This window comes from Streptomyces sp. NPDC101191 (assembly GCF_044767915.1).
Classification (GTDB): domain Bacteria; phylum Actinomycetota; class Actinomycetes; order Streptomycetales; family Streptomycetaceae; genus Streptomyces.
On record NZ_JBIWOU010000007.1, the window covers coordinates 300,733 to 325,134 of the forward strand.

A 24,402-nucleotide genomic window follows, 5' to 3' on the forward strand; every position below is an offset into this window, starting at 1 on the left:
ACCTAGCCCTGCAGGGCCTGCGCGGCCGCGATCCCCAGGGCGACGACCAGCGTCACGACCACGAACACGAACAGCCGCTGGCGCAGCAGCCGAGGGTTGGCGACGCCGCGCCCGGTCGACGTCGAGCGCGCCCCGGGCCGGGTGCCGGGCCGGGACTGCGATGCCCGCGAGCCCCCGCCCGTACGCGGCGCGGAGGGCCGGGACGCCGACGGCCGGGAGGCCCCGGAGCGCCCCGTCCCGCCGGTGGGGCGGTCGCCGGCCGGCCGGTCGTGGGCCGGTCGCTCCGCCCCCCGCTCGCCGGACCGTTCGGTCGTGCGTTCGGTGTACCGCTCCGTGGGCCGGACGGTGTGCCGCTCCTCGGCCCGCTCTCGCTGTCCGGGCGGACGGGTGGCGGCGGGCAGCCCCTGGGCCTCCCGCGCGGCGATCTCCTTGAGCCGCATGGACAGCTGGAGGGTGCTCGGTCGCTCCTCCGGGTCCTTCGCGAGACAGGCCCGGACGAGCGGCGCCAGCGCGTCCGGCACGCCGTGCAGCTGGGGCTCCTCGTGGACGACCCGGTAGAGCATGACCTCGGAGCTGCCGTGCCCGAAGGGGGAGTCGCCCATCGCCGCGTACGCCAGCGTCGCGCCCAGCGAGAAGACGTCCGTGGCCGGGGTGACGGCCGCGCCCCGCACCTGCTCGGGCGCGAGGAAGCCGGGCGAGCCGACGGCCGTTCCGACGTGGGTGAGCGTGCTGGCACCGGTCGCCCAGGCGATGCCGAAGTCGATGATGCGCGGGCCCTTGGGAGAGAGCAGGATGTTCGACGGCTTCAGGTCGCGGTGGACGACCCCGGCCTCGTGGACGGCGACCAGCCCCTCCGAGAGCGCGGCGCCGATCGAGGCCACGTCGGCCGCCCGCAGCGGGCCCTCCTCGGCGACCCGGTCGTGCAGCGACGGCCCGGGCACGTACTGGGTGGCGAACCAGGGGCGCTCGGCCTCCAGGTCGGCGGCGACGAGCCGGGCGGTACAGCCACCGCGGATACGGCGGGCGGCGGACACCTCGCGGGCGAACCGGGAGCGGAACTCCTGGTCCTCGGCCAGGTCGGGCCGGATGACCTTGAGCGCCACGCGCTGCCCGCGCCGGTCGGAGCCGAGGTACACGACTCCCATGCCGCCGGCCCCCAGCCTGCGGTGGAGCCGGAACGACCCGACGATCCGCGGGTCCTCGCGCCGGAGCCGCATCATCGCCATGTCCGTCCCCTCGTCCGTTCGACGTGGCACAGCTTACGTACCGCCGCCCCGGCGTGCTCACAGGCCGCGCCCTCGTGGCCGCGTCGATTGTCAGTGCTGAGGGGGACACTTGAGGCCCGGTCAGCCGTGGCGTTCGCCAACACCTCCTCATATCAGGGGCGTTGGGATTTTCCCTGCAGGACACGGCGGCTCGCGCCGGCAAACGTGAGCGACGTCACGCACCCCTCAGGGAAGTCCCCCAGAGCGGGGGCGGTGTCTCCACCCAGGGGAGTACGCCGAGCGGAGGTCCGTCATCCTCCGGGAGGCCCGCAAGTCGGTACGCGGGCATGACGCCCCGGCGGGCCCCGCTCCCTAATGTTGAGGTCAAGCGGCGGGTGCAGCACTCGTCCCCCGAGGTCACCGCACCCGCCGCGTCAGACACGACAGGAGAGGAACCATGGCGTATTCGGCACCGCGGATGACCACCCGCCCTTCGAGCCGCCGTCACCCGCTGGTGGCGACCGCCATGGTCCTCCCTCTCGCGGCCCTGCTCGTGGTCGCCTTCGGCGGCTGGGACGCAGTGGTCACACAGGCGTCGTCCGTGGGCGTGATGCTGGGGCGCTGATCGGCGCCTCGGACCCGGGAGAGCGGCCCGGGTCGGGGACATCCGGCCAACAGCCCCGTGGGGACGGGGGTGCGGCGGACGGCAGCGTGGGGCCGGTCGGCTGGGGAGCTGACCGGCCCTCGCGCTTTCCCGACGCGAGAGCCGGAGCGGCCTCTCCTGTGCCGGTCTCCCGTGCCGGTCTTCCGTGCCGGTCTTCCGTGCCGGTTTCCCGTGCCGGTCTTCCGTGCCGGTTTCCCGTGCCGGTCCTTTCCCAGCCGAGCCGCAGCCGCAGCCGCAGCCGCCCGCCCCAGCCGTAGCCCCCGCCCGCCCCGCCCCACCGCCCCACCACCTGCCTCCGCGTAGGCTCCCCGCGTGGAGGAGACCGAACTCGGACAGCTGTACGCGCTCGCGCGGGACGCCGCGCACCCCGCCGGCGCCCCGGCCCGGCCCTGCCCCTGTCCGGTGGGGCTGCTCGCGGACCGGGACGACGGCACCGTGGTGCGTCATGGGGACCTCGTCCTGAAGGCACACGCGCCCGACGGCGCGCCGGGGGAGCTGCGGTCGAGGGTCGAGGTCGCGGCGGCGCCCGGCCTGGGAGCGGTCCTCCTCGCGCCCCTGCCACGGCCCCGCCGGGAGCTCGCCGGGCGCTCGCTCACGGCCTGGCCGTACGGGGTCCCCGTCGACCCGGACGCCCCCGACGCCGCGCCCTGGGAGGAGGCGGCCGGCCTGCTGGCCGCCCTCCACCGGACCCCGCCTCCTCCGGGCCTCCCGCCCATGCGGGCGCCCGTGAAGGCGGCGCTCGCCGTGGAGCGGATGCGGCGCGTGGCCCCGGACCATCCGGGAACGGCCACGGTGCTGCGTGCCTGGCGCACCCTCCCGGACCCACCGGACCCCTCGCGGCCGGACGGGCCCGCCCTCTGTCACGGTGACTTCCACCTCGGCCAGCTCGTCCGCGCCCCGCACTGGCGCCTGATCGACGTCGACGACCTCGGGGTCGGCGACCCGGCCTGGGACCTGGCCCGGCCCGCGGCCTGGTTCGCGGCGGGGCTGCTGGCGCCGGAGGTGTGGGCGCGCTTCCTCGGCGCGTACGAGGCGGCCGGCGGCCCCGCGACCGCGGGCACGGGGGGCGACCCCTGGCCCAGGCTCGACGTCCCGGCCCGCGCCCTCACCGTGCAGACCGCCGCGCTCGCGCTCGCCAAGTCCACCGCCGAGGGGCGGGCGCTGGACGAGGTCGAGCACGTGATGATCGACACCTGCGCCCGAATCGCTTCGCTCCGAACCGAGTTGGCTCCGCCCGCGTCCACGTAGGGTGAGAGCACCTTTCGAACGGCAGGGAGTTGAGACCGCATGCAGTGTCCCAAGTGCCACGCGCCCATGCACACGTACAACCGCAACGGCGTCCAGATAGAGCAGTGCAGCGGCTGCCGCGGCATCTTCCTGGACTACGGGGAGCTCGAGGCCCTGACCCGCCTGGAGTCCCAGTGGCAGGCCCCGCCCGCCCCGCCGGCCTACCCGGCGCAGCCCGCGGCCCCGGCCTGGGGCGCCCAGCAGCACCACGGTCACCACGGTCACCACGGCGGCCACCACCGCGGGTTCGGCCGGATGCTCTTCTCCTCCTGACGCAGAGCCTCCCGGCGCCGAGCGCAGGCCCCTTCGGGGGCCTGCCCGCCTCCCTGGCGGCAGGGGCCGCGGGGGCGACGCCCATGCGCTCGCCCCCGCCGGCGCACGAAGAAGCCCCCGACCGCTGTTCGCGGCCGGGGGCTCTCGTGTCTGGTGCGCGATACTGGGATTGAACCAGTGACCTCTTCCGTGTCAGGGAAGCGCTCTCCCGCTGAGCTAATCGCGCGGGCACACCCGAAGGTGCAGGTGCTGCGTGCGCGATACTGGGATTGAACCAGTGACCTCTTCCGTGTCAGGGAAGCGCTCTCCCGCTGAGCTAATCGCGCGGGCACACCCGAAGGTGCGGGTACTGCGTGCGCGATACTGGGATTGAACCAGTGACCTCTTCCGTGTCAGGGAAGCGCTCTCCCGCTGAGCTAATCGCGCGGGGCATCCGAAGATCCAGGGCCCGAGGGCCCAGTGGACGATACTGGGATTGAACCAGTGACCTCTTCCGTGTCAGGGAAGCGCTCTCCCGCTGAGCTAATCGTCCTTGGAGGTGGAGACGGGATTTGAACCCGTGTAGACGGCTTTGCAGGCCGTTGCCTCGCCTCTCGGCCACTCCACCAGGAGTGAATACGGGGGTTCGGGATGATCCCCCACATCGAGCGGACGACGAGATTCGAACTCGCGACCCTCACCTTGGCAAGGTGATGCTCTACCAACTGAGCCACGTCCGCTTGTCGTTTCCGTTCCGCTTGCGCGTCCCGGCGACGTGTTGAACTCTAGCGGATTCCTGGGCCAGTACAAAAACGCGTTTCCGCAGCGTGCTGACCTGCGGAGCAGCCATGGGGTCCGGGAGCGTTCGCGCGGCGTTCACTCCACGTGTTCCCGAGGTGGCGCGAAGGTGTCTCTCCGAACGCCTCGCAGGCCCCTCGCGTGCCCGCCGTCCGACCCGTCCACCGCCCCACCGCGCGGCCCGGCGCCGCGGCCGTTCGCCCACCTAGACTCACAAGCGTGCATTCCCTCGCTCCTCTGGCCCGCTTCGGCGGCCTCCTCGCCACCGATCTCCGGGACGTCACCCACGACCCCGAGGCCCTGGACTCCTCCGGCTTCTGGGCCGTGTGCGCGGACTTCGAGGGCCGTCTCACCTGCGCGCGCTTCGGCGACGTCAGGCCGGATCCGGTCCCCGCGCCCGTGCCGGGGGGCTGGTGCGGGCCCGCGGCCGGTGACTGGACGTCCTCGCTCGACCGCGCCGCGTACACCGCCGGCGTCCGCCGCGTGCGCGAGCACATCGCGCGCGGCGAGGTCTACCAGGCGAACCTCTGCCGGGTGATGTCCGCGCCGCTGCCCGATCCGGCCCGCGCGGACGTCGACGCGCTCACCGCCCTCCTTGCCCAGGGCAACCCCGCGCCCTACGCGGGCACGATCCGGCTGCCCGCGCACGGCGTGGAGATCGCCACCGCCTCGCCCGAGCTCTATCTGCGCCGCACCGGCGGCACCGTGGAGTCCGGCCCCATCAAGGGCACCGGCAGGACGGCCGAGGACCTCCTGGAGAAGGACCACGCCGAGAACGTGATGATCGTGGACCTCGTACGGAACGACCTGGGGCGCGTCTGCGCCACCGGATCGGTCACCGTGCCCGAGCTCTGCGCCGTGGAACCCCACCCCGGCCTGGTCCACCTGGTCTCCACCGTCCGCGGCGAGCTCCGCGAGCAGGCCGGCTGGCGCGAGCTGCTCGACGCGACCTTCCCGCCGGGCTCCGTGACCGGCGCGCCCAAGTCGAGTGCCCTGCGGATCATCGAGGCCCTGGAGACCGCCCCGCGAGGCCCCTACTGCGGCGGCATCGGCTGGGTCGACGCCGACCGGCGGACCGCCGAGCTGGCCGTCGGCATACGCACGTTCTGGATCGACCGTCCCGAGGGCGCGCTGCGCTTCGGCACCGGCGCCGGCATCACCTGGGGTTCCGACCCCGAGCGCGAATGGGCCGAGACCGAACTCAAGGCGGCCCGGCTCGTCGCGATAGCGTCTGGCGCGTACGAGGCGAGCGGAAAGGCCATATCTCGATGAAACTCTGGGTCAACGGCGGACTGTACGACGCCCGGTCCGCGCAGGTGTCCGTCCTGGACCACGGCCTGACCGTCGGCGACGGCATCTTCGAGACGGTCAAGGCCGAGCGTGGAGAAACGTTTGCGCTCACCCTCCACCTGGAGCGCCTCACCCGCTCCGCCCGCGGCCTCGGGCTGCCCGACCCGGACCTCGACGAGGTCCGCCGCGCCTGCGCCGCCGTGCTCGAGGCCAACCCGATGGAACTCGGCCGGCTCCGCATCACGTACACCGGCGGGCTCTCGCCGCTCGGCTCCGAGCGCGGCGACGCGGGCGCCACCCTCGTCGTGGCCCTCGGCGAGACCGGCCGACGCCCCGACTCCACCGCCGTGATCACGGTCCCCTGGACCCGCAACGAGCGCGGCGCGCTGACGGGCCTGAAGACCACCTCGTACGCCGAGAACGTCGTCGCCCTCGCGCGAGCGCGCGAGCGGGGCGCCTCCGAGGCCCTGTTCGGCAACACCGTCGGGCAGCTCTGCGAGGGCACCGGTTCCAACGTCTTCGTGGTGCTCGACGGGCGCATCCACACCCCGCCCGTCTCCTCCGGCTGCCTCGCGGGCATCACCCGCGCCCTCGCCGTGGAGTGGACCGGCGCCGAGGAGACCGACCTTCCGCTGGAGGTCCTGGAGAGCGCCGACGAGATCTTCCTGACGTCGACCCTGCGGGACGTCCAGGCGGTCCACCGGGTGGACGACCGGGAGCTCGCCGGGACGCCGGGGCCCGTCACGGCCAAGGCCATGCGGATCTTCGACGAGCGGGCCGCCCGGGACCGGGACCCGCGGCTCGGTCACATCGGATGACGGATGCCGGGCGGCGCGGGTAGAACATCGGTGATGACCACCACCCTGCGGCCGTCCGAGCCGCTTCAGCAGTCCGCCGACGGCGGCCGTTCGCGCACGTACGACATCTGCGTGAACAGCCGCCGGGTCGGCTCCGTGCACGTCGCCACCGACCCGGCCTTCGGTCCCGCCGCCGGTCTGATCGAACGGCTCCGGGTCGACGAACCGGATCGCGGGCGGGGCAGGGGCACGGTGGCGGCGCTCGCCTCGGAGGAGGTGCTGCGCGGCTGGGGCTGTGGCCAGGTGGCGGTCTCGGTGCCCGCGGACGCGGAGCCGGCGCTGCGGATGGTCCGCGCGCTGGGCTACAGCGAGCGCAGCCGGAACATGGTCAAGGAGCTGCCGGCCGTGCCGCCGCAGCTGCCGCCGGGCCTGGGGGTCCGCGCCATGACGGAGGCGGAGTTCACCGGGTGGGAGGCCCGCACGCTGCGGGGCTTCGCGGAGAGCTGGATCGCCCGCGGCGTGCCGGAGGACCGGGCCCGCGCCAAGGCGGAGGCGAGCCATAGGGACCTGCTGCCGCGGGGACTGGCCACTCCCGGCACGGCGGTCAACCTGCTCGTGGGCGACGGCGAGGTCCTCGGCCACGTGTGGACCGGGTTGCGCGAGCTGGAGACGGGCGAGAGCGCGAGCTACGTCTACGACATCGAGGTCGCGGAGGAGCACCGGGGCCGCGGCTACGGCCGGGCGCTGATGCTGGTGGCCGAGCGCGTGGCGCTGTCGGCCGGGGAGCGCCTGCTCGGACTGCATGTCTTCACGGGCAACACCCCGGCGATCCGGCTGTACGAGTCGCTGGGCTATCGCACCACGCACGTCAACAGCTTCAAGAACCTGCTGTAGGGGCCGTCAGCCCTGCAGCAGCCGGTCGGCGATCTCCTCGATGCGCGCGCGCAGGCCGTCCTGGCTCTGGCCGCCGTCGAGCCGCTCGCCGCCGATGACGTACGTCGGGGTCCCGGTGACCTTGATCGCCTTGCCCTCGGCCTCGTCGGCGTCGACCGTCAGCAGATGCCGGCCGTCGATCAGGGCGGTGTCGAACTCCTCGCTGTCCAGGCCCAGTTCACCCGCCACCTCGAGCAGTACCGGCTCGCCGCGCCCGCCGAGCTCGGCGGTCCTGGCGAGCAGCGCCTCCGTGTACGGCCAGCCCTTGCCCTGGGCGAAGGCCTCCTCGGCGGCCTGCGCCGCCGCGTAGGCGTGCTTGTGCTTGGCGAGCGGGAAGTGGCGCAGCTGGACGTCGAGGCGCTCGCCGTACTTCTCGCGGAGCCCGCGGACGTCGTCGAGGGCCTTGAAGCAGTCGGGGCACTGCAGGTCGAACCAGGCCTCCAGGACGGCGGGGGAGGCGGGGGCGGTGGACTCACTCATGGAAAGAGTCTCCCATCGCGTCCGCCCCGCGCGGGCGCGGCCTCCCGGGCCCCTGGGGGACGACCCGGAGATCTCCCTGATGCGGGGGACGGGGCATGGCCGTGGAGGGGCGGGCCGGTGCAGGATGGAAGGGACGTATCACCCGGGACCAGGAGGACCGCCATGCTCGCCGAGACCGTTTGCTCCGCGGTGGCCGTGGCCGGCCTGGGCATCGCCGCGATCACGGCCTACCGCAAGCGCTATCTGGCCGCGACCCGGATCGCCGCCTACGCGCTGGTGCCGCTCGGCCTGGTGATGACGGGCGTGATCGACTGGCTGGCGAGCTCGGCCTTCAGTCTCACCGCCTGGATCGGCTTCGGGCTGCTGGGCGTGGCCTGGCTGCTCTTCTCGTCCACCCGGACGATCGAGCGGCGCAGGGCGGGCAGGCGCGAGACCACCGGGGAAGAGGGCCGGACGGCCGTGGCGCCCGCGGCCCCGGGGCCGTCGCTCGGCGCGGCGCCGCGCGGCGCGGCCCCCCGGCCGCAGGCCAAGGCCGGAAAGGCGGCCGAGGACGACTTCAGCGACATCGAGGCGATTCTGAAGAAGCACGGAATCTGACCGGGATCGGACCACGGGCCGACCGGTTCTGACGCTTCTCGCTCCCCCCATCCACGGGATGGAGTGAACGGGGCGTGTCGTGGGGTGTGTGGGGGATCTTCGGGGCGCCGTGTGCCCCATCATCCCCCCGAGATGCTGGATACCTCGCGGGACCCCGTCCCCACCCCCACCGCGGCCCCCTCGGAGGAGCCGCGCGGCTGCCTGTTCGCGCTCTCCCAGCCGCCCCTGATGATCTTCCTCGCGGTGATCGGCGGCCTGCTGCTCATGGCCGCCCTCCATGATCTGTTCCTGCTGTGAGACGGCCGGCGGACGGGCTCAGCCCGCGGCCTCCTTGCGCCGCGCCCGGTAGGCGGCGACGTGCAGACGGTTGCCGCAGGTGCGGCTGTCGCAGTAGCGGCGCGAGCGGTTGCGGGAGAGGTCGACGAAGGCGCGGCCGCAGTCCGGTGCCTCGCAGCGGCGCAGCCGCTCCTGCTCGCCCGCGACGACGATGAACGCGAGCGCCATGCCGCAGTCGGCGGCCAGGTGGTCGGCGACCGAGGCGCCCGGCGCGAAGTAGTGCACGTGCCAGGGGTAGCCGTCGTGGTCGGTGAGCTGCGGGGTGGTGCCCGCGGCGGTGACCAGCTGGTTGATCAGCGCGGCGGCGATGCGGGAGTCGGGCGCGGAGAACACGGCGGTGAAGCGCTCGCGTACGTCCCGGACGGCCCGGAGATCCTCGGCGCCGAGCTCGCCCACGTCGCTGATCTTGTGAGCGTGCACGAAGGACCGCAGTGCCGGGATGTCCCCGAGCTCGTCGTCGCGGTCGCCCTGCGCTGTGGTGTTCACCAGATCGACGACGGTGTCGAGGGCGATCCGGGTGTCGTGGGGGATCAGCACGATTCGCTCCCTGGCCGGCTGCGGGCGGGTGCCCGCGGAATGGCGCTGACTTTAGCGCGACCCGGAAACGCGCATCGGCGCCCCGCACCGCGCCGGCTGCGCGGTGGGGGGCGCCGAAGGAAGGCGTATGCGGCTCTCCGCGCGGCGCCGTCTCCCCGAGTCGGACGGCGCCGTGCGGTGCTTGGCCTGGCTCAGCTGTCGGCCAGGATGTGGGAGAGCTCCGTGTCGAGATCGAAGTGCCGGTGCTCGGTGCCCGGTGGCACGGCGGCGTCGGTCCTCTTCAGGAACGACTCCAGGGCCCTCGCCGGGGCCTCGAGCAGGGCTTCGCCCTCGGGGGAGCTCAGGGCGATGCAGACGACTCCTTGGCCGTGGCTGCGGGACGGCCAGACTCGGACGTCGCCCGTGCCGGTGGGCCGGTGCAGCCCCTCGGCGAGAAGGTCGCGGGCGAAGACCCACTCGACCGTCTCCTCGGCTCCGGTGTGGAAGGTGGCGTGCACGGCATACGGATCGGCCGTGTCATACCGCAGGCCCGCGGGTACAGGCAGTGATGACTCGCTCGACACAACGAGGCGCAGGTGCAGCTCGCAGCTGACCGTGGTGTTCATAAGCGCCAGGGCCTTTCGCTCAGTGTGCGCTCGGGGATTCGCACGTCGGCGAAATCGACATGCCACCTACGGTGCCGTTGTAAACCCCTCTGTCTGTTTTGTGATCGTTCAGGTAGCTCGTTTGGGTGCGTGTAACTTTGGGTAATGCCGCCATTCCGGCAAGCCGCGCCCGTCCGGTAAGTTGGGGTCATGAATGCGGAGAGTGACGAGCGCACCGGCGAGTCCGCGGCGAGCGGGGGGAACGGCCCGGAGAAGGCCGAAGAGGCGCCGCTGGGATCGCGGGCGCCCGAGTTCATCAAGGCCCGCCGGACCCTGCACCTGAGCTGGCAGGTCGGCGTCTTCGTCGTCGGACTCGCCGTGGTCGGCGCCGGCATCGTGATGCTGCCGCTGCCCGGCCCCGGCTGGCTGGTGATCTTCGGTGGCATGGCGATCTGGGCCACCGAGTTCGTCTGGGCCCAGCTGGTGCTGCGCTGGACCAAGCGGAAGGTCACCGAGGCCGCCCAGCGCGCCCTCGACCCCAAGGTCCGGCGCCGGAACATCATCCTGACCACGATCGGCCTGGTGATCATCGCCGTGCTGCTCGGCATCTACCTCTGGAAGTTCGGCCTCGTGATGCCGTGGAAGATCGACCAGTGACCCGAAGGTGGTGCGGGAGCCCCGCTGACATGGGGTAATGTTTGCGGTGCGCCCGGGCGATTAGCTCAGTGGGAGAGCGCTTCGTTCACACCGAAGAGGTCACTGGTTCGAACCCAGTATCGCCCACCACCCGGACCGAAGGCCCGGAGACGGATTCCGTCTCCGGGCCTTCGGCGTTCCCGGCCTCACCGCATCCGGCCGAGCCGCTCCCGCAGCCGGCGGGCATCGCGCAGCCGCTGCTCGTACGTCGCCCCCACCGCGAGCAGCAGCAGCCCGGCGAGCGCCGGCGGCAGCCAGCGCGGCAGCGCGCCCACGACCTGCACCACGTACGGCGCCAGCTCGTGCAGCCCGTCCAGGGCCAGTGCCGCCCCGCCGAGCAGCAGCAGCGCCTGCAGCCGGAAGCGGGCGCCCAGCAGCGTCACCACGAGCGCCGCGATCCCCAGGAGCAGTGGACGCGCCCACTGCGGATCGGTCCAGGCCGCGAAGAGGCTCGGCACCAGCGTGGCCGCCAGACCCGGCCCGTACGCCGTCCAGGACGAGGCCTCCGGGTCGCGGCGCCGCCGCAGCACACCGACCACCAGGGCCGGGACGGTCACCGGCAGCGTGTACGCCTCCGGCGTCGTGACCTCCCACACCGCCAGCCGCACCCAGGTGGCGAGCAGGAACAGCCCCGCCGCGGCCCACGAGGCGACCCGGCGCCGTTCCGGCCGTACCGCCGTCGCCGCCGCGACCACCCCGCCGAGGGCCAGCGCGAGCGCGAGCAGCGCGGGCCGTTCCGCGGCGAGCCCCAGCGCGCACAGCCCCACGGCCGCGCCCGTGCCCTCCACCGCCAAGGCCACCGGGTGCCGCCGCAGCCGCGCTCCGACCGCCGCGGTACCGGCCGGCACGGCCAGCAGGACGAGCCCGGTCACCGCCGGCGCCAGCTGCGCCGCCGCCGCGCCCGCCGCCACCAGCCCGCCCACGGCGAGCACGCCCCCGCAGGCCCCGACCAGCCGGCGGGCTCCCTCGCCGAGCAGGGCGACCCCGCCGAACAGCACCACGAGCGCCCCCAGCACCCCGAACGTGACCCCCCGCGTGTCCAGCGCCAGACCCACGGCCCCGGCCGCGGACCCCAGGCCGCACGCGAACGCGAGCCACGCCAGCACCTCGGCGGGCCGCACCCCCGCACCCGGCGTCCCGCCGGCGCCCGGGGTGGGAGGGCTGGGGACGGTCGCCACCACGAGCCCCCGTGCCGGCCCCGTCGGCCGCACCGCGACCGCCAGCATCGCCGCCGTGGCCACCAGCTGCAGCGCCACGGTCACCCCGTACGACAGGTCCAGGGACACCGGCAGCGCGGTGAGCAGCGCCCAGGCCAGGGCGAGCGCTCCGCAGCGGGCCCACAGGCGCGGCACCACCGCGAGGGCCACGGCCGCGAGCAGCAGCACCAGCGGGGCGGTCGCCGGATAGCCGTCGAGCACCCGCTCGGCGTGCGCACCCGACCACACGCCCGTCGTGCGCACCATCGGCGCGAGCAGCCCCGCCGCCACCGGCGGCACGGCCCAGGCGGTGGCGAGGCCGAGGACGCCGCCGCCCGCCGCGACGAGCCCGTCCCGTACCGAGGACCTGCCCGGGGCCGGCGGGGGAGGGACCGGGGCAGGAGCGGGGGAGGACGCCTCCGGAGGCGTCGGCGACATCCTCGGGCGAGGCGAACCGGAGCCCGCGGTCGGGGCGCTCTCGTCCCCGCGCCGGCCCCGGACCCCGTGGACCGTCCACGCCGCCGCGGCGAGGACCACGCCGCAGAGCGCGTACCCCGGCACCGCCCAGACGCCGGGGACCGCCGCGCGCAGCAGACCCCCCGCCGCGGCGATCGCAGCGAGCCCCGCCACGACGGCGGAGGCGAGAGCGGTCGGGGCGTGGCGGACCGCGAGAAGCAGGAGGACCGCGGCGACGGCCACGAGGAGCGGGGCGGCCCGCCCCGGGGCGGCGAAGGACAGGAACAGGCCGGTCAGGAGCGCCCAGCCACCCAGCGCGGCAGCGCCGACGCCCGCCGTCACGCGCACACCGAGAAGCTTCCCCCGCGACAGGAGCGCGAGCACGAGCGCGAGGTCGAGGACGCCGGTGGCGAGGCCCGCCCACGCGAAGGACAGCTCACCACCGCCCACGGCGAGCACCCCGAGCGGAAGAGGCAGCTGGGCCGCCACCACGGCCGCGGGCCGCGGCACCCGCAGCCGGGTCAGGGCGGAGCCGTAACCCGCCCAGGCCGCCGCGAGCACCCCCGAGGCGGCCGCCGCGTACGTCAGGCCGTCCGCGTCCGGCAGCGCCACCCGGTGCAGCGCGTAGGCGTCGAGCAGGGTTAGGACCAGGCCCAGCGCGCCCACCGACTCCGCCGTCGACACCAGCCCGCGGCGCAGCAGCGCCACCGGGGCGAGGAGCGCCGCCGAGGTCACCACCGCCAGCACGGACGCCCGCCCGCCGATGCCCATGGAACCCCAGCTCACCAGGGTGAAGACGAGCGCCGCCACGGTGAGCAGCACGCCGCCCAGGGTCAGCAGGACGTTCTGCGTGCTGCGCGGGCTCGCCTCGGGCCGCCGCGGCGCCGCCGCCCCCTGGGGCGTGGGCACGGGCCATGCCGCCGGCGCCGCCACCGCCGGGTTCAGCACCCGCAGCAGCCAGTCCCGGCGGGCCAGCAACTGGGCCCGGTGGGCGTCGAGTCGGGCCAGTTCGCGGTCGACGAGCACCAGCTCTTCCGCGGGAGGCAGGGAGGAGTCCATAGGCGGAGTGTGGCGCCGGACACGGGGAAAGGGGATGCGCGCGCGTACTCAGATCCGCGCCTGAGTAGCCCACACTGGGGCCATGGACTGGTGCCGTTACCGCTTCCGCAGCGTGTGGCGCCTCGACGCCCCGCCCGCCGCCGTCTACGCCGTGCTGGAACGGGCCGAGGAGTACCCCCGCTGGTGGCCCCAGGTCCGCGAGGTCGTCCCCCGTGACGAGCACACCGGCACCGCCCGCTTCCGCTCGCTCCTCCCGTACGACCTCTTCGTCACCGCCGAGGCCCGGCGCCGCGACCCGGCCGCAGGTGTCCTGGAGGTCGCGATGCGCGGCGACCTCGAGGGCTGGGCCCGCTGGACCCTCACCGCCCTGCCCGGCGGCGCCGGCACCCGCGCCCTCTACGAGCAGGAGGTCGAGGTCCGCAGTCCGCTGATGCGCACGCTCTCCGTCCCCGGCCGGCCGCTGTTCCGCGCCAACCACGCCCTGATGATGCGCGGCGGACGCCGCGGCCTCGCCGCCCGCCTGCGCGCCTCGCCGCCGCCGGTTTGAACGAAGCCCCGTCGGGCCTGTATGGTTCAACGCGTTGCCCGGGCGATTAGCTCAGCGGGAGAGCACTTCGTTCACACCGAAGGGGTCACTGGTTCGATCCCAGTATCGCCCACCGGGAGAGGCCGGTCCGTCGAAAGACGGACCGGCCTTCATCGTTCCCGACGGGCCGTCAGGCCGCCGTCCGCAGCTCCGGCCGCAGCGGCCACGCCGGGTCCACCGTCTCCGGGGTGCCCTGCCGCGCGAACCACGCCTGCAGGCCCCGTGCCTGCGCCGCGTGCCACACCGCCTGCAGCGTGTGCAGCTCGCCCGGGGTCAGCCGCTCCAGCCGGGACGCGAACCGCCGCCCCACCGCCCGCACGACCTCCATCGCCGCCTGGGCGTCCGCCGCCGCGTCGTGGGCGCCGTCGAGGACCACCCCGTACTGCCCGCACAGGTCCGTGAGCGTCCGCCGCCCCTTGCGGTACCGGTCCAGGTGCTTGTCCAGGACCCGCGGATCGAGCACGCACAGCGGCACGTGCTCCGTGTAGCGGCCCAGCGACGAGGCGCGGTGGCGGCGCAGCTCGCGGTCGAGGATCGTGAGGTCGAAGGGCGCGTTCATCACCACCAACGGGCGCCCCATCGAACTCTGTTCGGCTATCGCCCGGGCCAGCTCCTCCACCACCGGCGACGGCCACCGCCCGTTGCGCTGGAGGTGATCGTCCGTCAGGCCGTGGACGGCGGTGGCCTCGGCGGGCACCGGGACACCCGGGTTCACCAGCCAGCGGGTCACCCGCGGCCGCATGCCCGCCGCGTCCTGGACGACGAGGGCGGCGGACACGATCCGGTCCTCCTCGACGTCGACTCCTGTGGTCTCCGTGTCGAAAGCGGCCAGGGGCCCCTCGAACCAGTGCGTCGTCATCCCCGAACTCCTCGCACGTACGCGGCAGATGGCCATCCCCCTGCCCGAATCGTTGATACCCGGGCTGTTTGCGCCGTACGCGGACCGGTCACAACACAGGTGACGGGGAAGGACATTGACATGGCGCTCGCCCAGCCTGAATCGGGAGGGCTGCCGACCCAGCGGGCAGACCCGCTGCGCGGCTCACTCGCCACCACCGCCTGCATGGAGACGCTCCAGGTGGGATACCTCCACGCGGTCGCGGCGGCGGCGGGCTGTTCGCTGTCGCAGCCGTTTCCGGACAACGGCATCGACTGGCACGTGAGCCACAGCGCTCCCGGCCACACCGTCGACGACGAAGTGACCGTCAAGGTGCAGCTCAAGTGCACCTACCAGATACCGCCGCGCCGGCCCGTGGCCGACCCCGGCACGTTCTCGTTCACCCTCGACAACGAGCACCTGGTGAAGCTGGCCCGGACCCCCGTGGCGGTCCACAAGATCCTGGTCGTGATGCTCGTGCCGCGGGACCAGGGGGACTGGCTGCGGGCCGGGCACGACCGCCTCGACCTGCGCCACTGCTGCTACTGGATCAACCTGGCCGGCCATCCGGTCACGGGACGCCGCAGGACCACCGTGCGCATCCCGACGGCACGGATCTTCGACGACCGGGCGCTCTGCGAGATCATGGCGCGGGTCGGCGTGGGAGGGAGACCTTGATGCACCGGCCGATCGACGAGCCCGGGGACGGGGCCGGCCACGGCCCCGGCCCGCTGTCCCGCCCCCCGCACGGCGTGCCGCCCTCCCGTCCCCGGAGCCACCCCGTCCCCGGCGAGCTGCCCGGCCACTGGACGGGGATCCCCGCCGTGCCCCCCGGCCCCTGGGCCGACGCCGGGGAGATCCCCGACCCGGGCCGGGTCGACCCGCGGGTCCTCGGCGCGCTCCTCGCCCGGCACGGCTGGCGGCGGCGCGGCGGCGCCGCGGGCCGCTACAGCCGCTGGACCCCGCCGGGGCCCGAGTCGCTCGGCCGCGGCACCAGCCTGCTCGTGCCCGAGAGCCGCGCCTTCCCCGACTGCGAGGACCTGCTCGGCGAGGCGCTGACCGCCCTCGCCCACAGCGCCGCGCCCTCCGCGCGCGAGGTCCTCACCGGACTCACCGTCCCCAGCGACGAGATCCGCTGGTGGCGCGACGTGCCCCCCGGCCCGGCCGGCACCGTGCCGTGGCCCGTGCAGGAACAGCTCAGGTCCGCCGCCCGCGCCCTGCTGCTCGCCGGCGCCCTCGCCGTACGCGGCCGGAACGGATACCACGGATCCCGGCACCGACGGCAGGCCCAGACCTCCCTCGAGAGCGTCGTCGTCGGCGCCGCCCCCGGCGGGCGGGCGCTGACCGCCTTCCTGCCCGTCGACCCGGGCCGGGCCGTCTCCGTCCGGCTGTACCACGCGCTGTACGCCGCGCGGGAGGCCGTCGACTACCAGCGGGCGACCGGCGGCATGGAGGCCTTCGACACGGCCGTCCAGGCCGGGGTGAGCCGCGAGCTCACCGAGGCCCTCGTCGCACTGGTCCGCGGCACCGAGGGGGCGAGCGTCGCCCTGGAGTGGTCCCCGGCCGCCGGCACCCCCGAGGGCTGCGCCGCCCGCCCGGAGCCCGTCGAGTTCTCGCCCGGCGACCTGCCGGCCCTGCGTGAGGCCGGCATCCGCTATCTGACCGACGAGCCCTCCGTGCCGGTCCGGATCACCGGCGCCGTGGTCCGCATGCGCCGCTCCGGACCGCGCGGCGAGGGCACCGTACGCCTGCGGGTCCTCGCCGGCGCCGAGGTGGGTCACGTCCGGGTCAGCCTCGACGAGGAGGGCTATCGCACCGCGGGCCACGCCCACCTCGTCGGTCTGCCGATCCGCGTCGTCGGGCGTCTGGAGAGCCGCGGCGGCTTCCGCCGGCTGACCGACGCGACCGGGGTCGTACCGGTGCAGGTGGACGAGGCGGAGCGGGACCGGCTGATGAAGTCCCTCCACGAGAACCTGGACATCTTCGAGGAGGCGTGCGGGCCCGGCGAGGACTGACGAGGGGGCACGGGCACCCCGGTAGGATCAAGGCTGCGCGGCACCTCGTCTCTGCCGCGCCTCGCCGGCGCCGGCACCTCGTGTCTGCCAGCGCCCCTATGTATGGAGCACTCCGTGTCTGAAGTCCGTGTGACCGTCCAGTCCGCCTCGGGAGCAGAGGAGAGGACGGTGAGCGCGGGCACCACGGCCGGCGCCCTGTTCGCCGACGACCGCACCGTCATCGCCGCCCGCGTCGGCGGTGAGCTGAAGGACCTGGCGTACGAACTCGCCGAGGGCGACGTCGTCGAGGGTGTGGAGATCTCCTCCGAGGACGGTCTCGACATCCTGCGCCACTCCACCGCCCACGTCATGGCCCAGGCCGTGCAGGAGCTCTTCCCCGACGCCAAGCTGGGCATCGGCCCGCCGGTCCGTGACGGCTTCTACTACGACTTCGACGTCGAGAAGCCGTTCACGCCCGAGGATCTCAAGGCCATCGAGAAGAAGATGCAGGAGATCCAGAAGCGCGGGCAGAGGTTCGCCCGCCGCGTGGTCACCGACGAGGAGGCCCGCGAGGAGCTCGCGGCCGAGCCGTACAAGCTGGAGCTCATCGGCATCAAGGGCGCCGCGTCGACCGACGACGGCGCGAACGTCGAGGTGGGCGGCGGCGAGCTGACCATCTACGACAACCTCGACGCCAAGACCGGCGACCTGTGCTGGAAGGACCTCTGCCGGGGTCCCCACCTGCCCACCACCCGGAACATCCCGGCCTTCAAGCTCATGCGCAACGCCGCCGCCTACTGGCGTGGCAGCGAGAAGAACCCGATGCTCCAGCGCATCTACGGCACCGCGTGGCCGTCGAAGGAGGAGCTGAAGGCCCACCTCGACTTCCTCGCCGAGGCCGAGAAGCGCGATCACCGCAAGCTCGGCAACGAGCTCGACCTCTTCTCCATCCCGGATGAGATCGGCTCCGGCCTCGCCGTCTTCCACCCCAAGGGCGGCATCATCCGCCGGGTCATGGAGGACTACTCGCGCCGCCGGCACGAGGAGGAGGGCTACGAGTTCGTCTACTCGCCGCACGCCACCAAGGGCAAGCTCTTCGAGAAGTCCGGCCACCTCGACTGGTACGCCGAGGGCATGTACCCGCCCATGCAGCTCGACGAGGGCGTGGACTACTACCTCAAGCCCATGAACTGCCCGATGCACAACCTGATCTTCGACGCGCGCGGGCGCTCCTACCGTGAGCTGCCGCTGCGCCTGTTCGAGTTCGGCACCGTGTACCGGTACGAGAAGTCGGGCGTCGTGCACGGTCTCACCCGGGCCCGCGGCTTCACGCAGGACGACGCGCACATCTACTGCACCCGCGAGCAGATGGCGGACGAGCTCGACAAGACGCTCACCTTCGTCCTCAATCTGCTCCGCGACTACGGTCTGACCGACTTCTACCTGGAGCTGTCCACCAAGGACCCGGAGAAGTACGTCGGCTCCGACGAGGTGTGGGAGGAGGCCACCGCGGTCCTCCAGCAGGTCGCCGAGAAGCAGGGCCTCCCGCTGACCCCCGACCCGGGCGGCGCCGCGTTCTACGGCCCGAAGATCTCCGTGCAGGCCCGCGACGCCATCGGCCGTACCTGGCAGATGTCGACCGTGCAGCTGGACTTCAACCTGCCGGAGCGCTTCGACCTCGAGTACACCTCCCCGGACGGCACCAAGCAGCGCCCGGTCATGATCCACCGCGCGCTCTTCGGCTCGATCGAGCGTTTCTTCGCGGTGCTCCTGGAGCACTACGCGGGCGCGTTCCCGGCCTGGCTGGCCCCGGTGCAGGCGACCGGCATCCCGATCGGCGACGCCCACGTCGAATACCTGCAGGAGTTCGCCGCCAAGGCGAAGAAGCAGGGCCTGCGGGTGGACGTCGACGCCTCCTCGGACCGGATGCAGAAGAAGATCCGGAACGCGCAGAAGCAGAAGGTCCCGTTCATGATCATCGCTGGTGACGAGGACATGGCCAACGGCGCCGTCTCCTTCCGCTACCGCGACGGTTCGCAGGAGAACGGCGTCCCGGTCGACGAGGCCATCGCCAAGATCGCCAAGATCGTCGAGGACCGCGTCCAGGTCTGACGCACGCGCAGCGCGGTCGGAAGGCCCCTGGGGGAGCGCCCCGGGGGCCTTCCCCGTCCACCGGCCTCGCCCCGAGCGCCGGGCCCCCGGGTCCCTCGGCCTCGCGTTGCTCACGCCCGCGCTGCTCAGCCCCGGGTTGCTCGGCCCCGGGCCCCTCGGCCCCGGGTTGCTCGGCCCCGCGTCCCTCGGCCTCGCGTCCCTCGGTCCCGCGTCCCTCGGCCCGGGCCCCTCGGCCCTGGCTCCCCCGGGGGCCGGTCCCGTCAGCCCTCCTCGCCCTCCCGGCGGAAGACCTGGATCAGCCAGGACGAGAAGGAGCCCGTCACCGCGCCGAGCAGGGCCAGACCGCAGGCCATCATCCCCACCGCGACCACCCGTCCCGCCGGCGTCACGGGCACCACGTCGCCGTAGCCCACGGTCGCCAGGGTCGCGCAGGCCCACCACGCCGCGTCGCCGAAGGTGACGATGGACGCGCCCGGAGCCCCGTACTCGACGTCGTAGACGGTGAGCGCGCCGGCGAAGCCGAGCAGCGTGGCGGAGAGTCCCGCGTACGCCATCACCCGGGCGTAGAGCGTGAGCCGTGGCTCCTGCTGCCGGCGCTGGGCCCGGTCGTACGCGGTCACCACCCGCAGCGGGCGCAGCAGCGGCAGGATCAGCACCACCGTGTCCAGGAAGTGCCGGCGCACGAATCGCAGCGGACCGAGACCGCTGAGTCTGAGGCGCACCGCGTAGTCGACGACGAACACGATCCAGGAGCCGAAGGTGAGGGCGAGGCAGACGTCACGCCAGCCGGACGGCAGGTCACGGCCGAGGATCCGCATCGCGTAGCTGCCGAGGAAGACGAGCGAGGTCACCGTCAGCGGCATGTCCATCCGGCGGTCCCAGCGCTCCTGCCCCGGCGGGGTCGGCGGCCTGTCCTTCATCGCATCAGCATGGCCCCCGCATGGATCTTCCGCCCCGGCGACACGTTCCGAACGGGCGAAGCAATATGCTGCACAGCATGACGACTGAGCCGGAGCAGCAGATCGGAGTGGGGACGCAGGACGCGTTCCAGCGCCTGTGGACGCCTCACCGGATGGCCTACATCCAGGGCGAGAACAAGCCGACCGGCCCGGGTGCCGAGGACGGCTGCCCCTTCTGCACCATCCCGTCGAAGTCGGACGAGGACGGACTGGTGATCGCGCGCGGCACCAGCGTCTACGCGGTGCTCAACCTGTACCCCTACAACGGCGGGCACCTGATGGTGGTCCCCTACCGGCACGTCGCCGACTACACCGACCTCGACGTGCCCGAGACGGCGGAGCTCGCCGACTTCACCAAGCGGGCGATGGTCGCGCTGCGCGCGGCCTCCGGGGCGCACGGCTTCAACATCGGTATGAACCAGGGCACGGTCGCGGGCGCCGGGATCGCCGCGCACCTGCACCAGCACGTCGTTCCCCGCTGGGGCGGCGACACCAACTTCATGCCGGTGGTCGGCCACACCAAGGTGCTGCCGCAGCTGCTCGCCGACACCCGGAAGATGCTGGCCGACGCCTGGCCGGCCGGCATCTGATCCGGACGGACCCGGCTACGCGTCGTAGAGGTCGGCCTTCTTCGGGCCGGGGTCCTGGATCCCGGCGCTGAGGATCAGCGAGCGGTTCGTGAAGCGCTCGGTGTCCACGTTGTGGTCGTCGAGCACCCTGACGGTCGCGGCGTGCACCGCCCGCAGGACCGGGGTCGCGGCGCGGATGGCGTCGTCGGCCATGAAGCGGTGTCGCCAGGGCTGGCCCGCCCAGGCGTGCCGCAGGCCGAAGGGCTCGGGCAGGACCAGCTTGCCGCCGAGGAAGTCGAGGACCGGCGGGAACCAGGTCAGCGGGGCGCGGACCGCCTGGCGCACCACGTCGTCCGTGTCGGTCAGCGGCAGCTGGATCTCGCGGGTCTCCCAGAACCTGACGGTCTTGGAGACCTCCTTCGTCTTCGCCTTCGGCTTGGTGGTGAACAGGCCGTGCACCGGGCCGAGGGCGTGACCGGTGACCTCGACGCGCAGCGTGTGGTGGAGCGAGGTGACCGTCACCATCATGGTGAGGACCAACTGCCCGTCCCAGAGCGTGAACTGGACGCCGAGGTAGTGCCGGTTCCCGCTGCCGAACTGCTGGTCGTTGCAGATGCGCTGTATCTCGTGCGGCTTCACCTGGAAGTGCACGATGTTGTCGCCCTCGGGGCGGCCGACCTCGTCGGCGCCCTCGCCGACGGGCGAGACGATCCAGTGCTTCACGGTCGGCTTGGGGAAGCCGGTCTTCAGGGAGCCGCGTTCGAGCAGCGTCAGCTCGGTGTGGATCTGACGCACCACGTCCCAGGCGCGGAAGTCGTGGATCTCCTTGCCGGTCTGCGGGAGCAGCTCCTCGGCCAGGGTCCAGCTGCCCCAGCGGGTGCCCATGCCCAGTATGCCCTTGGGGCCCGCGTAGAAGACGACGTTGGACTGCTGCTCGGCGGTCAGCTTCTCCAGGTTGAGGCGCAGCTCCTCGGCGGTCTTCTCGGTCGGGTCCTTCGGCACGGCCTCGGGGACCGCCGCGCCGATGCCGCCGCCGCTGAGCAGGGCGGTCCAGCGCTCGCGCAGGTCGACCGCGGTGCTCTCGCAGATCCGGCGGGCCAGGAACCAGCCGACGACCGGGGCCACGATCATCGCGCGCAGGTAGTTGGGCAGCAGGCCGTCGAAGGGCAGCCGCAGCAGCACCAGCACCGCGAGGGCGCCGGCCGCGAGCAGCACGGCCGTGCCGATGGCGCTGGTGCGCTTCTTCTCGGAGCCGGCGGCGATGCGGCGCAGCTGGATGACACCGAGCCAGAGCAGCAGTCCCGGCAGGAACAGCACGCCGAAGACGAAGGTGACCAGGGTCAGCTTGATGTCACGCTGCTTGCGGATGCTGCTGGCGGCCAGGCAGTGCTCGACGACGGGCTGCGGGTCCGCGCCGAAGGACTGGATGAGCGGCTTGCGGGCGCCGCCGAGCATGCGCACCTGGACGGCACGGGAGAAGGCCTCGCCGAGGTCGGGTCGGAAGAGCTTCTTCCACTTCCCTTCCTTGACCGTCGACTTGTGCCACTCGTTGTTGGCCTCCAGGATCACCTCGACCGGGCTGTCGCGGTACGCGGCGGAGGCGAGGGCATGGGTCGCCGCCGTCTGTGCGTCCGAGCCCTGAAGGGGAATCTGCGCCCCGGGTCCGAAACTGCCGATCGTCACTGCCGCCCCCATCGCCACTGTTCCCTGTGCGGGCTGTTCCCAACTGCCGCGCCCCGCACACCTTCTGAGCTGGGCACCACAGCGTAACCGGGTGGCGCCGGATGCGTCACCGGAGCGGGCGGAGGCGTCCGAATGCACGGGGGGCGGCCGAATGCCGCCCGCCGGAGGGGAGTTGCGCGGGCGGCATCGGCGTCATCCGGGCGACGGACCGTCAGTCGCTAACCCTTTTCGCCCCCTTCGCGGACCTTGTCCGCCAGATGGGGAGGCATCGCCTCGTGCCGTGCGTACACACGGTCGAAACTGCCCGTCCCGTGGGAGACGGAACGCAGGTCCACCGCGTACCGTCCGATCTCGATCTCCGGCACCTCCGCGCGCACCACGGTCCGCCCCGGCGTCGCCTGCTCGGTGCCCACCACCCGGCCGCGCCGCCCCGACAGGTCGCTCATGACCGGGCCCACGTAGTCGTCCGGCACCATCACGGTCACCTCCGCGACCGGCTCCAGCAGGCGGATCGGCGCCTCGGCCGCCGCCTCCCGCAGGGCCAGCGCACCTGCCGTCTGGAAGGCCGCGTCGGAGGAGTCCACCGAGTGCGCCTTGCCGTCCCGCAGCGTCACCCGGATGTCCACCAGCGGATATCCGGCCGCCACCCCGCGGGCCGCCTGCGCCCGGACGCCCTTCTCCACGGAGGGGATGAACTGGCGCGGCACGGCGCCGCCGACCACCTTGTCGACGAACTCGATGCCGCTGCCCGGCGGCAGCGGCTCCACGTCGATCTCGCAGATCGCGTACTGCCCGTGCCCGCCCGACTGCTTCACGTGCCGGCCCCGCCCGGCCGAGGCCTCGCCGAAGGTCTCCCGCAGCGACACCTTGTAGGGCACGGTGTCGACCTGCACGCCGTACCGGCCGCGCAGCCGCTCCAGCGCCACGTCCGCGTGCGCCTCGCCCAGGCACCACAGCACGATCTGGTGCGTGTCCTGGTTCTGCTCCAGGCGCATCGTCGGGTCCTCGGCCACCAGCCGGGCCAGCCCCTGCGAGAGCCGGTCCTCGTCGGCCTTGCTGTGCGCCTCGATCGCCAGCGGCAGCAGCGGCTCCGGCATCGACCACGGCTCCATCAGCAGCGGGGCGTCCTTGGCCGACAGGGTGTCACCCGTCTCCGCCCGCGTCAGCTTGCCCACGCACGCCAGGTCGCCCGCCACACAGTGCGCGAGGGTGCGCTGTTGTTTGCCGAACGGTGAGGTCAGCGCCCCCACCCGTTCGTCGACGTCGTGGTCCTCGTGCCCGCGGTCGGACAGTCCGTGCCCCGACACGTGCACCGTCTCGTCCGGGCGCAGGGTCCCCGAGAAGACCCGGACCAGCGAGATCCGTCCCACATAGGGGTCCGAGGAGGTCTTCACGACCTCCGCGACCAGCGGCCCCTCCGGGTCGCAGACCGGCGCCGGACGCGGCTCGCCCCCGGGGGTCGTGACGGCCGGCGCCTCCCGCTCCAGCGGGGTCGGGAAGCCGCCCGTGATCAGCTCCAGCAGCTCGACCGTGCCGAGCCCCTGCTTCCCGCCGTCCGTCGCCGGGGCCGCCGCCAGCACCGGATGGAAGGTGCCCCGCGCGACCGCCTTCTCCAGGTCCTCGATCAGCGTCCCCAGGTCGATGTGCTCGCCGCCGAGATAGCGGTCCATGAGGGTCTCGTCCTCGCTCTCGGCGATGATCCCCTCGATCAGCCGGGCCCGGGCCTCCGCGATCAGCGCCCGCTGCTCCTCGTCCGGCGGGTCCTCCCGCCGCGCCCCGGTCGAGTAGTCGAAGATCCGCTCCGTGAGCAGGCCGACCAGGCCGGTGGCGGGCGCGTGCCCGTCGGCGCCCTCGGGGCCGCGCACCGGCAGGTAGAGCGGGAGGATGGCATCCGGGTCGTCGCCGCCGAACAGCGACGCCAGGACCTCCGTGAGGCGCGTGTAGTCGGTGCGGGCCGTGTCCAGGTGGGTGACCACGATCGCCCGCGGCATCCCGACCGCCGCGCACTCCTCCCACACCGCGCGGGTCGAACCGACCACCGCGTCGGCCTCCTGCGCCGCCGACACGACGAAGAGGGCCGCGTCCGCCGCGCGCAGACCGGCCCTCAGCTCCCCGACGAAGTCGGCGTACCCGGGTGTGTCCAGAAGATTGATCTTGTACTCGCCCCAGGTGACCGGGACGAGCGAGAGCTGTACGGAACGCTGCTGGCGGTGCTCGATCTCGTCGTAGTCCGAGACCGTCCCGCCGTCCTCGACGCGTCCGGCCCGGTTGACCGCCCCCGCGGTCTGTGCCAGCGCCTCGACGAGGGTCGTCTTGCCCGATCCGCTGTGGCCGACCAGCACCACGTTCCGCACGGCCGAGGGCCGGTCGGCCGTTGGAGCCCTGCCGGCGGCCCCGGAGGTGTTCGCCTTGTCGCCCATGATTTCTTCCTCCCGACTGCTCGTACGGTGAGGGG

Annotated in this window: 23 protein-coding genes and 8 tRNA genes; 16 read left to right on the forward strand and 15 right to left on the reverse strand. The window is 73.3% G+C overall.

What is annotated here, in order from left to right; translation table 11 throughout:
* Positions 1 to 2: 2 nt before the first annotated feature.
* Positions 3 to 1,226, reverse strand: a complete 1,224-nt coding sequence (locus ACIRQF_RS27505; RefSeq protein WP_389759174.1) for a serine/threonine-protein kinase — start codon at positions 1,224 to 1,226, stop codon at positions 3 to 5.
* A gap of 436 nt (positions 1,227 to 1,662) precedes the next feature.
* On the opposite strand from ACIRQF_RS27505, the gene ACIRQF_RS27510 reads away from it, so the two are divergent.
* The 3 genes from ACIRQF_RS27510 (at position 1,663) to ACIRQF_RS27520 (ending at position 3,429) form a co-directional block, all read left to right on the forward strand.
* Positions 1,663 to 1,830, forward strand: coding sequence for a hypothetical protein (locus ACIRQF_RS27510; RefSeq protein ID WP_376638468.1), 168 nt, complete (start codon positions 1,663 to 1,665; stop codon positions 1,828 to 1,830).
* Between the two features lie 351 nt (positions 1,831 to 2,181).
* Positions 2,182 to 3,117, forward strand: a complete 936-nt coding sequence (locus ACIRQF_RS27515) for a phosphotransferase family protein (RefSeq protein ID WP_404095865.1) — start codon at positions 2,182 to 2,184, stop codon at positions 3,115 to 3,117.
* A 39-nt stretch (positions 3,118 to 3,156) separates the two neighbouring features.
* Complete coding sequence (locus ACIRQF_RS27520; RefSeq protein ID WP_404095867.1) at positions 3,157 to 3,429, forward strand: zf-TFIIB domain-containing protein; 273 nt, start codon at positions 3,157 to 3,159, stop codon at positions 3,427 to 3,429.
* A 151-nt stretch (positions 3,430 to 3,580) separates the two neighbouring features.
* On the opposite strand, the gene ACIRQF_RS27525 is transcribed toward ACIRQF_RS27520, so the two are convergent.
* The 6 genes from ACIRQF_RS27525 to ACIRQF_RS27550 form a co-directional block, all read right to left on the reverse strand.
* Positions 3,581 to 3,655 (reverse strand) — tRNA-Val (locus tag ACIRQF_RS27525).
* A gap of 28 nt (positions 3,656 to 3,683) precedes the next feature.
* Positions 3,684 to 3,755: transfer RNA gene (locus tag ACIRQF_RS27530), tRNA-Val, on the reverse strand.
* A gap of 28 nt (positions 3,756 to 3,783) precedes the next feature.
* A tRNA-Val gene (locus ACIRQF_RS27535) sits at positions 3,784 to 3,855 on the reverse strand.
* Between the two features lie 34 nt (positions 3,856 to 3,889).
* Positions 3,890 to 3,961 (reverse strand) — tRNA-Val (locus ACIRQF_RS27540).
* Between the two features lies 1 nt (position 3,962).
* Positions 3,963 to 4,036 (reverse strand) — tRNA-Cys (locus ACIRQF_RS27545).
* Positions 4,037 to 4,075: 39 nt separating this feature from the next.
* Positions 4,076 to 4,148, reverse strand: a tRNA-Gly gene (locus ACIRQF_RS27550).
* Positions 4,149 to 4,425: 277 nt separating this feature from the next.
* Between ACIRQF_RS27550 and ACIRQF_RS27555 the strand changes: the two genes are divergently transcribed.
* From ACIRQF_RS27555 to ACIRQF_RS27565, 3 genes are read left to right on the forward strand one after another with little or no spacing between them, the layout of a single operon-like run.
* Entirely contained in the window at positions 4,426 to 5,478 is a 1,053-nt protein-coding gene (locus tag ACIRQF_RS27555) for a chorismate-binding protein (protein WP_376638471.1), read from the forward strand.
* Positions 5,475 to 6,314 carry an aminotransferase class IV gene (locus ACIRQF_RS27560; protein ID WP_404095870.1) on the forward strand — a complete coding sequence of 280 codons (840 nt, stop codon included), beginning with the start codon at positions 5,475 to 5,477 and terminating at the stop codon, positions 6,312 to 6,314. Before ACIRQF_RS27555 ends, ACIRQF_RS27560 begins: the two co-directional genes overlap by 4 nt.
* A 33-nt stretch (positions 6,315 to 6,347) precedes the next feature.
* On the forward strand, positions 6,348 to 7,187 hold the full coding sequence (locus ACIRQF_RS27565; protein WP_404095873.1) for a GNAT family N-acetyltransferase: 840 nt from the start codon (positions 6,348 to 6,350) through the stop codon (positions 7,185 to 7,187).
* Between the two features lie 6 nt (positions 7,188 to 7,193).
* Here ACIRQF_RS27565 and ACIRQF_RS27570 read toward each other — a convergent pair whose 3' ends face one another.
* Positions 7,194 to 7,706: a DsbA family protein gene (locus tag ACIRQF_RS27570; RefSeq protein ID WP_404095875.1), complete on the reverse strand. Its 513-nt coding sequence runs from the start codon at positions 7,704 to 7,706 to the stop codon at positions 7,194 to 7,196.
* 162 nt (positions 7,707 to 7,868) lie between these two features.
* On the opposite strand from ACIRQF_RS27570, the gene ACIRQF_RS27575 reads away from it, so the two are divergent.
* A complete protein-coding gene (locus ACIRQF_RS27575) occupies positions 7,869 to 8,303 on the forward strand; it encodes a hypothetical protein (protein ID WP_404095877.1) in 435 nt (144 codons plus the stop codon).
* A 132-nt stretch (positions 8,304 to 8,435) separates the two neighbouring features.
* Positions 8,436 to 8,600: a hypothetical protein gene (locus ACIRQF_RS27580; protein ID WP_376638476.1), complete on the forward strand. Its 165-nt coding sequence runs from the start codon at positions 8,436 to 8,438 to the stop codon at positions 8,598 to 8,600.
* A gap of 18 nt (positions 8,601 to 8,618) precedes the next feature.
* Here ACIRQF_RS27580 and ACIRQF_RS27585 read toward each other — a convergent pair whose 3' ends face one another.
* Together ACIRQF_RS27585 and ACIRQF_RS27590 are read right to left on the reverse strand one after the other, a co-directional pair.
* Positions 8,619 to 9,176: a CGNR zinc finger domain-containing protein gene (locus tag ACIRQF_RS27585; protein WP_376638477.1), complete on the reverse strand. Its 558-nt coding sequence runs from the start codon at positions 9,174 to 9,176 to the stop codon at positions 8,619 to 8,621.
* 191 nt (positions 9,177 to 9,367) lie between these two features.
* Positions 9,368 to 9,781 (reverse strand): SsgA family sporulation/cell division regulator, encoded by a 414-nt coding sequence (locus ACIRQF_RS27590; RefSeq protein WP_015032345.1) that lies wholly within the window; start codon positions 9,779 to 9,781, stop codon positions 9,368 to 9,370.
* Between the two features lie 189 nt (positions 9,782 to 9,970).
* On the opposite strand from ACIRQF_RS27590, the gene ACIRQF_RS27595 reads away from it, so the two are divergent.
* Together ACIRQF_RS27595 and ACIRQF_RS27600 are read left to right on the forward strand one after the other, a co-directional pair.
* Positions 9,971 to 10,417: a TIGR02611 family protein gene (locus ACIRQF_RS27595; RefSeq protein ID WP_376638478.1), complete on the forward strand. Its 447-nt coding sequence runs from the start codon at positions 9,971 to 9,973 to the stop codon at positions 10,415 to 10,417.
* Positions 10,418 to 10,471: 54 nt separating this feature from the next.
* A tRNA-Val gene (locus ACIRQF_RS27600) sits at positions 10,472 to 10,546 on the forward strand.
* Between the two features lie 56 nt (positions 10,547 to 10,602).
* On the opposite strand, the gene ACIRQF_RS27605 is transcribed toward ACIRQF_RS27600, so the two are convergent.
* Entirely contained in the window at positions 10,603 to 13,167 is a 2,565-nt protein-coding gene (locus ACIRQF_RS27605) for an SCO7613 C-terminal domain-containing membrane protein (RefSeq protein WP_404095881.1), read from the reverse strand.
* Positions 13,168 to 13,249: 82 nt separating this feature from the next.
* Here ACIRQF_RS27605 and ACIRQF_RS27610 point away from each other — a divergent pair, with 82 nt between their 5' ends.
* Together ACIRQF_RS27610 and ACIRQF_RS27615 are read left to right on the forward strand one after the other, a co-directional pair.
* Entirely contained in the window at positions 13,250 to 13,714 is a 465-nt protein-coding gene (locus ACIRQF_RS27610) for an SRPBCC family protein (RefSeq protein ID WP_404095883.1), read from the forward strand.
* A gap of 40 nt (positions 13,715 to 13,754) precedes the next feature.
* A tRNA-Val gene (locus ACIRQF_RS27615) sits at positions 13,755 to 13,826 on the forward strand.
* A 57-nt stretch (positions 13,827 to 13,883) separates the two neighbouring features.
* Here ACIRQF_RS27615 and ACIRQF_RS27620 read toward each other — a convergent pair.
* Positions 13,884 to 14,612 (reverse strand): 3'-5' exonuclease, encoded by a 729-nt coding sequence (locus ACIRQF_RS27620; RefSeq protein WP_376638481.1) that lies wholly within the window; start codon positions 14,610 to 14,612, stop codon positions 13,884 to 13,886.
* 120 nt (positions 14,613 to 14,732) lie between these two features.
* Between ACIRQF_RS27620 and ACIRQF_RS27625 the strand changes: the two genes are divergently transcribed.
* The 3 genes from ACIRQF_RS27625 (at position 14,733) to thrS (ending at position 18,736) form a co-directional block, all read left to right on the forward strand.
* On the forward strand, positions 14,733 to 15,308 hold the full coding sequence (locus tag ACIRQF_RS27625) for a DUF4365 domain-containing protein (protein ID WP_376638482.1): 576 nt from the start codon (positions 14,733 to 14,735) through the stop codon (positions 15,306 to 15,308).
* Complete coding sequence (locus tag ACIRQF_RS27630; RefSeq protein ID WP_376638483.1) at positions 15,308 to 16,645, forward strand: hypothetical protein; 1,338 nt, start codon at positions 15,308 to 15,310, stop codon at positions 16,643 to 16,645. The genes ACIRQF_RS27625 and ACIRQF_RS27630 overlap by 1 nt, the downstream gene beginning before the upstream one ends.
* Positions 16,646 to 16,759: 114 nt before the next feature.
* Positions 16,760 to 18,736, forward strand: a complete 1,977-nt coding sequence (gene thrS, locus ACIRQF_RS27635) for a threonine--tRNA ligase (protein WP_389759157.1) — start codon at positions 16,760 to 16,762, stop codon at positions 18,734 to 18,736.
* A gap of 260 nt (positions 18,737 to 18,996) precedes the next feature.
* Here the strand turns inward: thrS and ACIRQF_RS27640 are convergent, their stop codons facing one another.
* Positions 18,997 to 19,656 (reverse strand): potassium channel family protein, encoded by a 660-nt coding sequence (locus ACIRQF_RS27640; protein WP_376638485.1) that lies wholly within the window; start codon positions 19,654 to 19,656, stop codon positions 18,997 to 18,999.
* A 65-nt stretch (positions 19,657 to 19,721) separates the two neighbouring features.
* On the opposite strand from ACIRQF_RS27640, the gene ACIRQF_RS27645 reads away from it, so the two are divergent.
* Positions 19,722 to 20,285: an HIT domain-containing protein gene (locus tag ACIRQF_RS27645; protein ID WP_376638486.1), complete on the forward strand. Its 564-nt coding sequence runs from the start codon at positions 19,722 to 19,724 to the stop codon at positions 20,283 to 20,285.
* A 15-nt stretch (positions 20,286 to 20,300) separates the two neighbouring features.
* Here the strand turns inward: ACIRQF_RS27645 and ACIRQF_RS27650 are convergent, their stop codons facing one another.
* The gene (locus tag ACIRQF_RS27650; RefSeq protein WP_404095887.1) at positions 20,301 to 21,959 is read right to left on the reverse strand and encodes a hypothetical protein; all 1,659 of its coding nucleotides are present in this window, start codon (positions 21,957 to 21,959) and stop codon (positions 20,301 to 20,303) included.
* Positions 21,960 to 22,165: 206 nt separating this feature from the next.
* A complete protein-coding gene (locus ACIRQF_RS27655) occupies positions 22,166 to 24,367 on the reverse strand; it encodes an elongation factor G-like protein EF-G2 (RefSeq protein ID WP_404095890.1) in 2,202 nt (733 codons plus the stop codon).
* Positions 24,368 to 24,402: the final 35 nt, after the last annotated feature.

What these genes read in the sequence shown, in the direction of transcription:
- ACIRQF_RS27625 (WP_376638482.1), top strand. Translation starts at nt 14,733, where the DNA reads ATGGCGCTCGCCCAGCCTGAATCGGGAGGGCTGCCGACCCAGCGGGCA.
- ACIRQF_RS27580 (WP_376638476.1), top strand. Translation starts at nt 8,436, where the DNA reads ATGCTGGATACCTCGCGGGACCCCGTCCCCACCCCCACCGCGGCCCCC.
- ACIRQF_RS27575 (WP_404095877.1), top strand. Translation starts at nt 7,869, where the DNA reads ATGCTCGCCGAGACCGTTTGCTCCGCGGTGGCCGTGGCCGGCCTGGGC.
- ACIRQF_RS27655 (WP_404095890.1), bottom strand. Translation starts at nt 24,367, where the DNA reads ATGGGCGACAAGGCGAACACCTCCGGGGCCGCCGGCAGGGCTCCAACG.
- ACIRQF_RS27570 (WP_404095875.1), bottom strand. Translation starts at nt 7,706, where the DNA reads ATGAGTGAGTCCACCGCCCCCGCCTCCCCCGCCGTCCTGGAGGCCTGG.
- ACIRQF_RS27610 (WP_404095883.1), top strand. Translation starts at nt 13,250, where the DNA reads ATGGACTGGTGCCGTTACCGCTTCCGCAGCGTGTGGCGCCTCGACGCC.
- ACIRQF_RS27565 (WP_404095873.1), top strand. Translation starts at nt 6,348, where the DNA reads ATGACCACCACCCTGCGGCCGTCCGAGCCGCTTCAGCAGTCCGCCGAC.
- ACIRQF_RS27605 (WP_404095881.1), bottom strand. Translation starts at nt 13,167, where the DNA reads ATGGACTCCTCCCTGCCTCCCGCGGAAGAGCTGGTGCTCGTCGACCGC.
- ACIRQF_RS27520 (WP_404095867.1), top strand. Translation starts at nt 3,157, where the DNA reads ATGCAGTGTCCCAAGTGCCACGCGCCCATGCACACGTACAACCGCAAC.
- ACIRQF_RS27650 (WP_404095887.1), bottom strand. Translation starts at nt 21,959, where the DNA reads ATGGGGGCGGCAGTGACGATCGGCAGTTTCGGACCCGGGGCGCAGATT.
- ACIRQF_RS27640 (WP_376638485.1), bottom strand. Translation starts at nt 19,656, where the DNA reads ATGAAGGACAGGCCGCCGACCCCGCCGGGGCAGGAGCGCTGGGACCGC.
- ACIRQF_RS27645 (WP_376638486.1), top strand. Translation starts at nt 19,722, where the DNA reads ATGCTGCACAGCATGACGACTGAGCCGGAGCAGCAGATCGGAGTGGGG.
- ACIRQF_RS27620 (WP_376638481.1), bottom strand. Translation starts at nt 14,612, where the DNA reads ATGACGACGCACTGGTTCGAGGGGCCCCTGGCCGCTTTCGACACGGAG.
- ACIRQF_RS27595 (WP_376638478.1), top strand. Translation starts at nt 9,971, where the DNA reads ATGAATGCGGAGAGTGACGAGCGCACCGGCGAGTCCGCGGCGAGCGGG.
- ACIRQF_RS27505 (WP_389759174.1), bottom strand. Translation starts at nt 1,226, where the DNA reads ATGGCGATGATGCGGCTCCGGCGCGAGGACCCGCGGATCGTCGGGTCG.
- ACIRQF_RS27560 (WP_404095870.1), top strand. Translation starts at nt 5,475, where the DNA reads ATGAAACTCTGGGTCAACGGCGGACTGTACGACGCCCGGTCCGCGCAG.
- ACIRQF_RS27590 (WP_015032345.1), bottom strand. Translation starts at nt 9,781, where the DNA reads ATGAACACCACGGTCAGCTGCGAGCTGCACCTGCGCCTCGTTGTGTCG.
- ACIRQF_RS27630 (WP_376638483.1), top strand. Translation starts at nt 15,308, where the DNA reads ATGCACCGGCCGATCGACGAGCCCGGGGACGGGGCCGGCCACGGCCCC.
- ACIRQF_RS27510 (WP_376638468.1), top strand. Translation starts at nt 1,663, where the DNA reads ATGGCGTATTCGGCACCGCGGATGACCACCCGCCCTTCGAGCCGCCGT.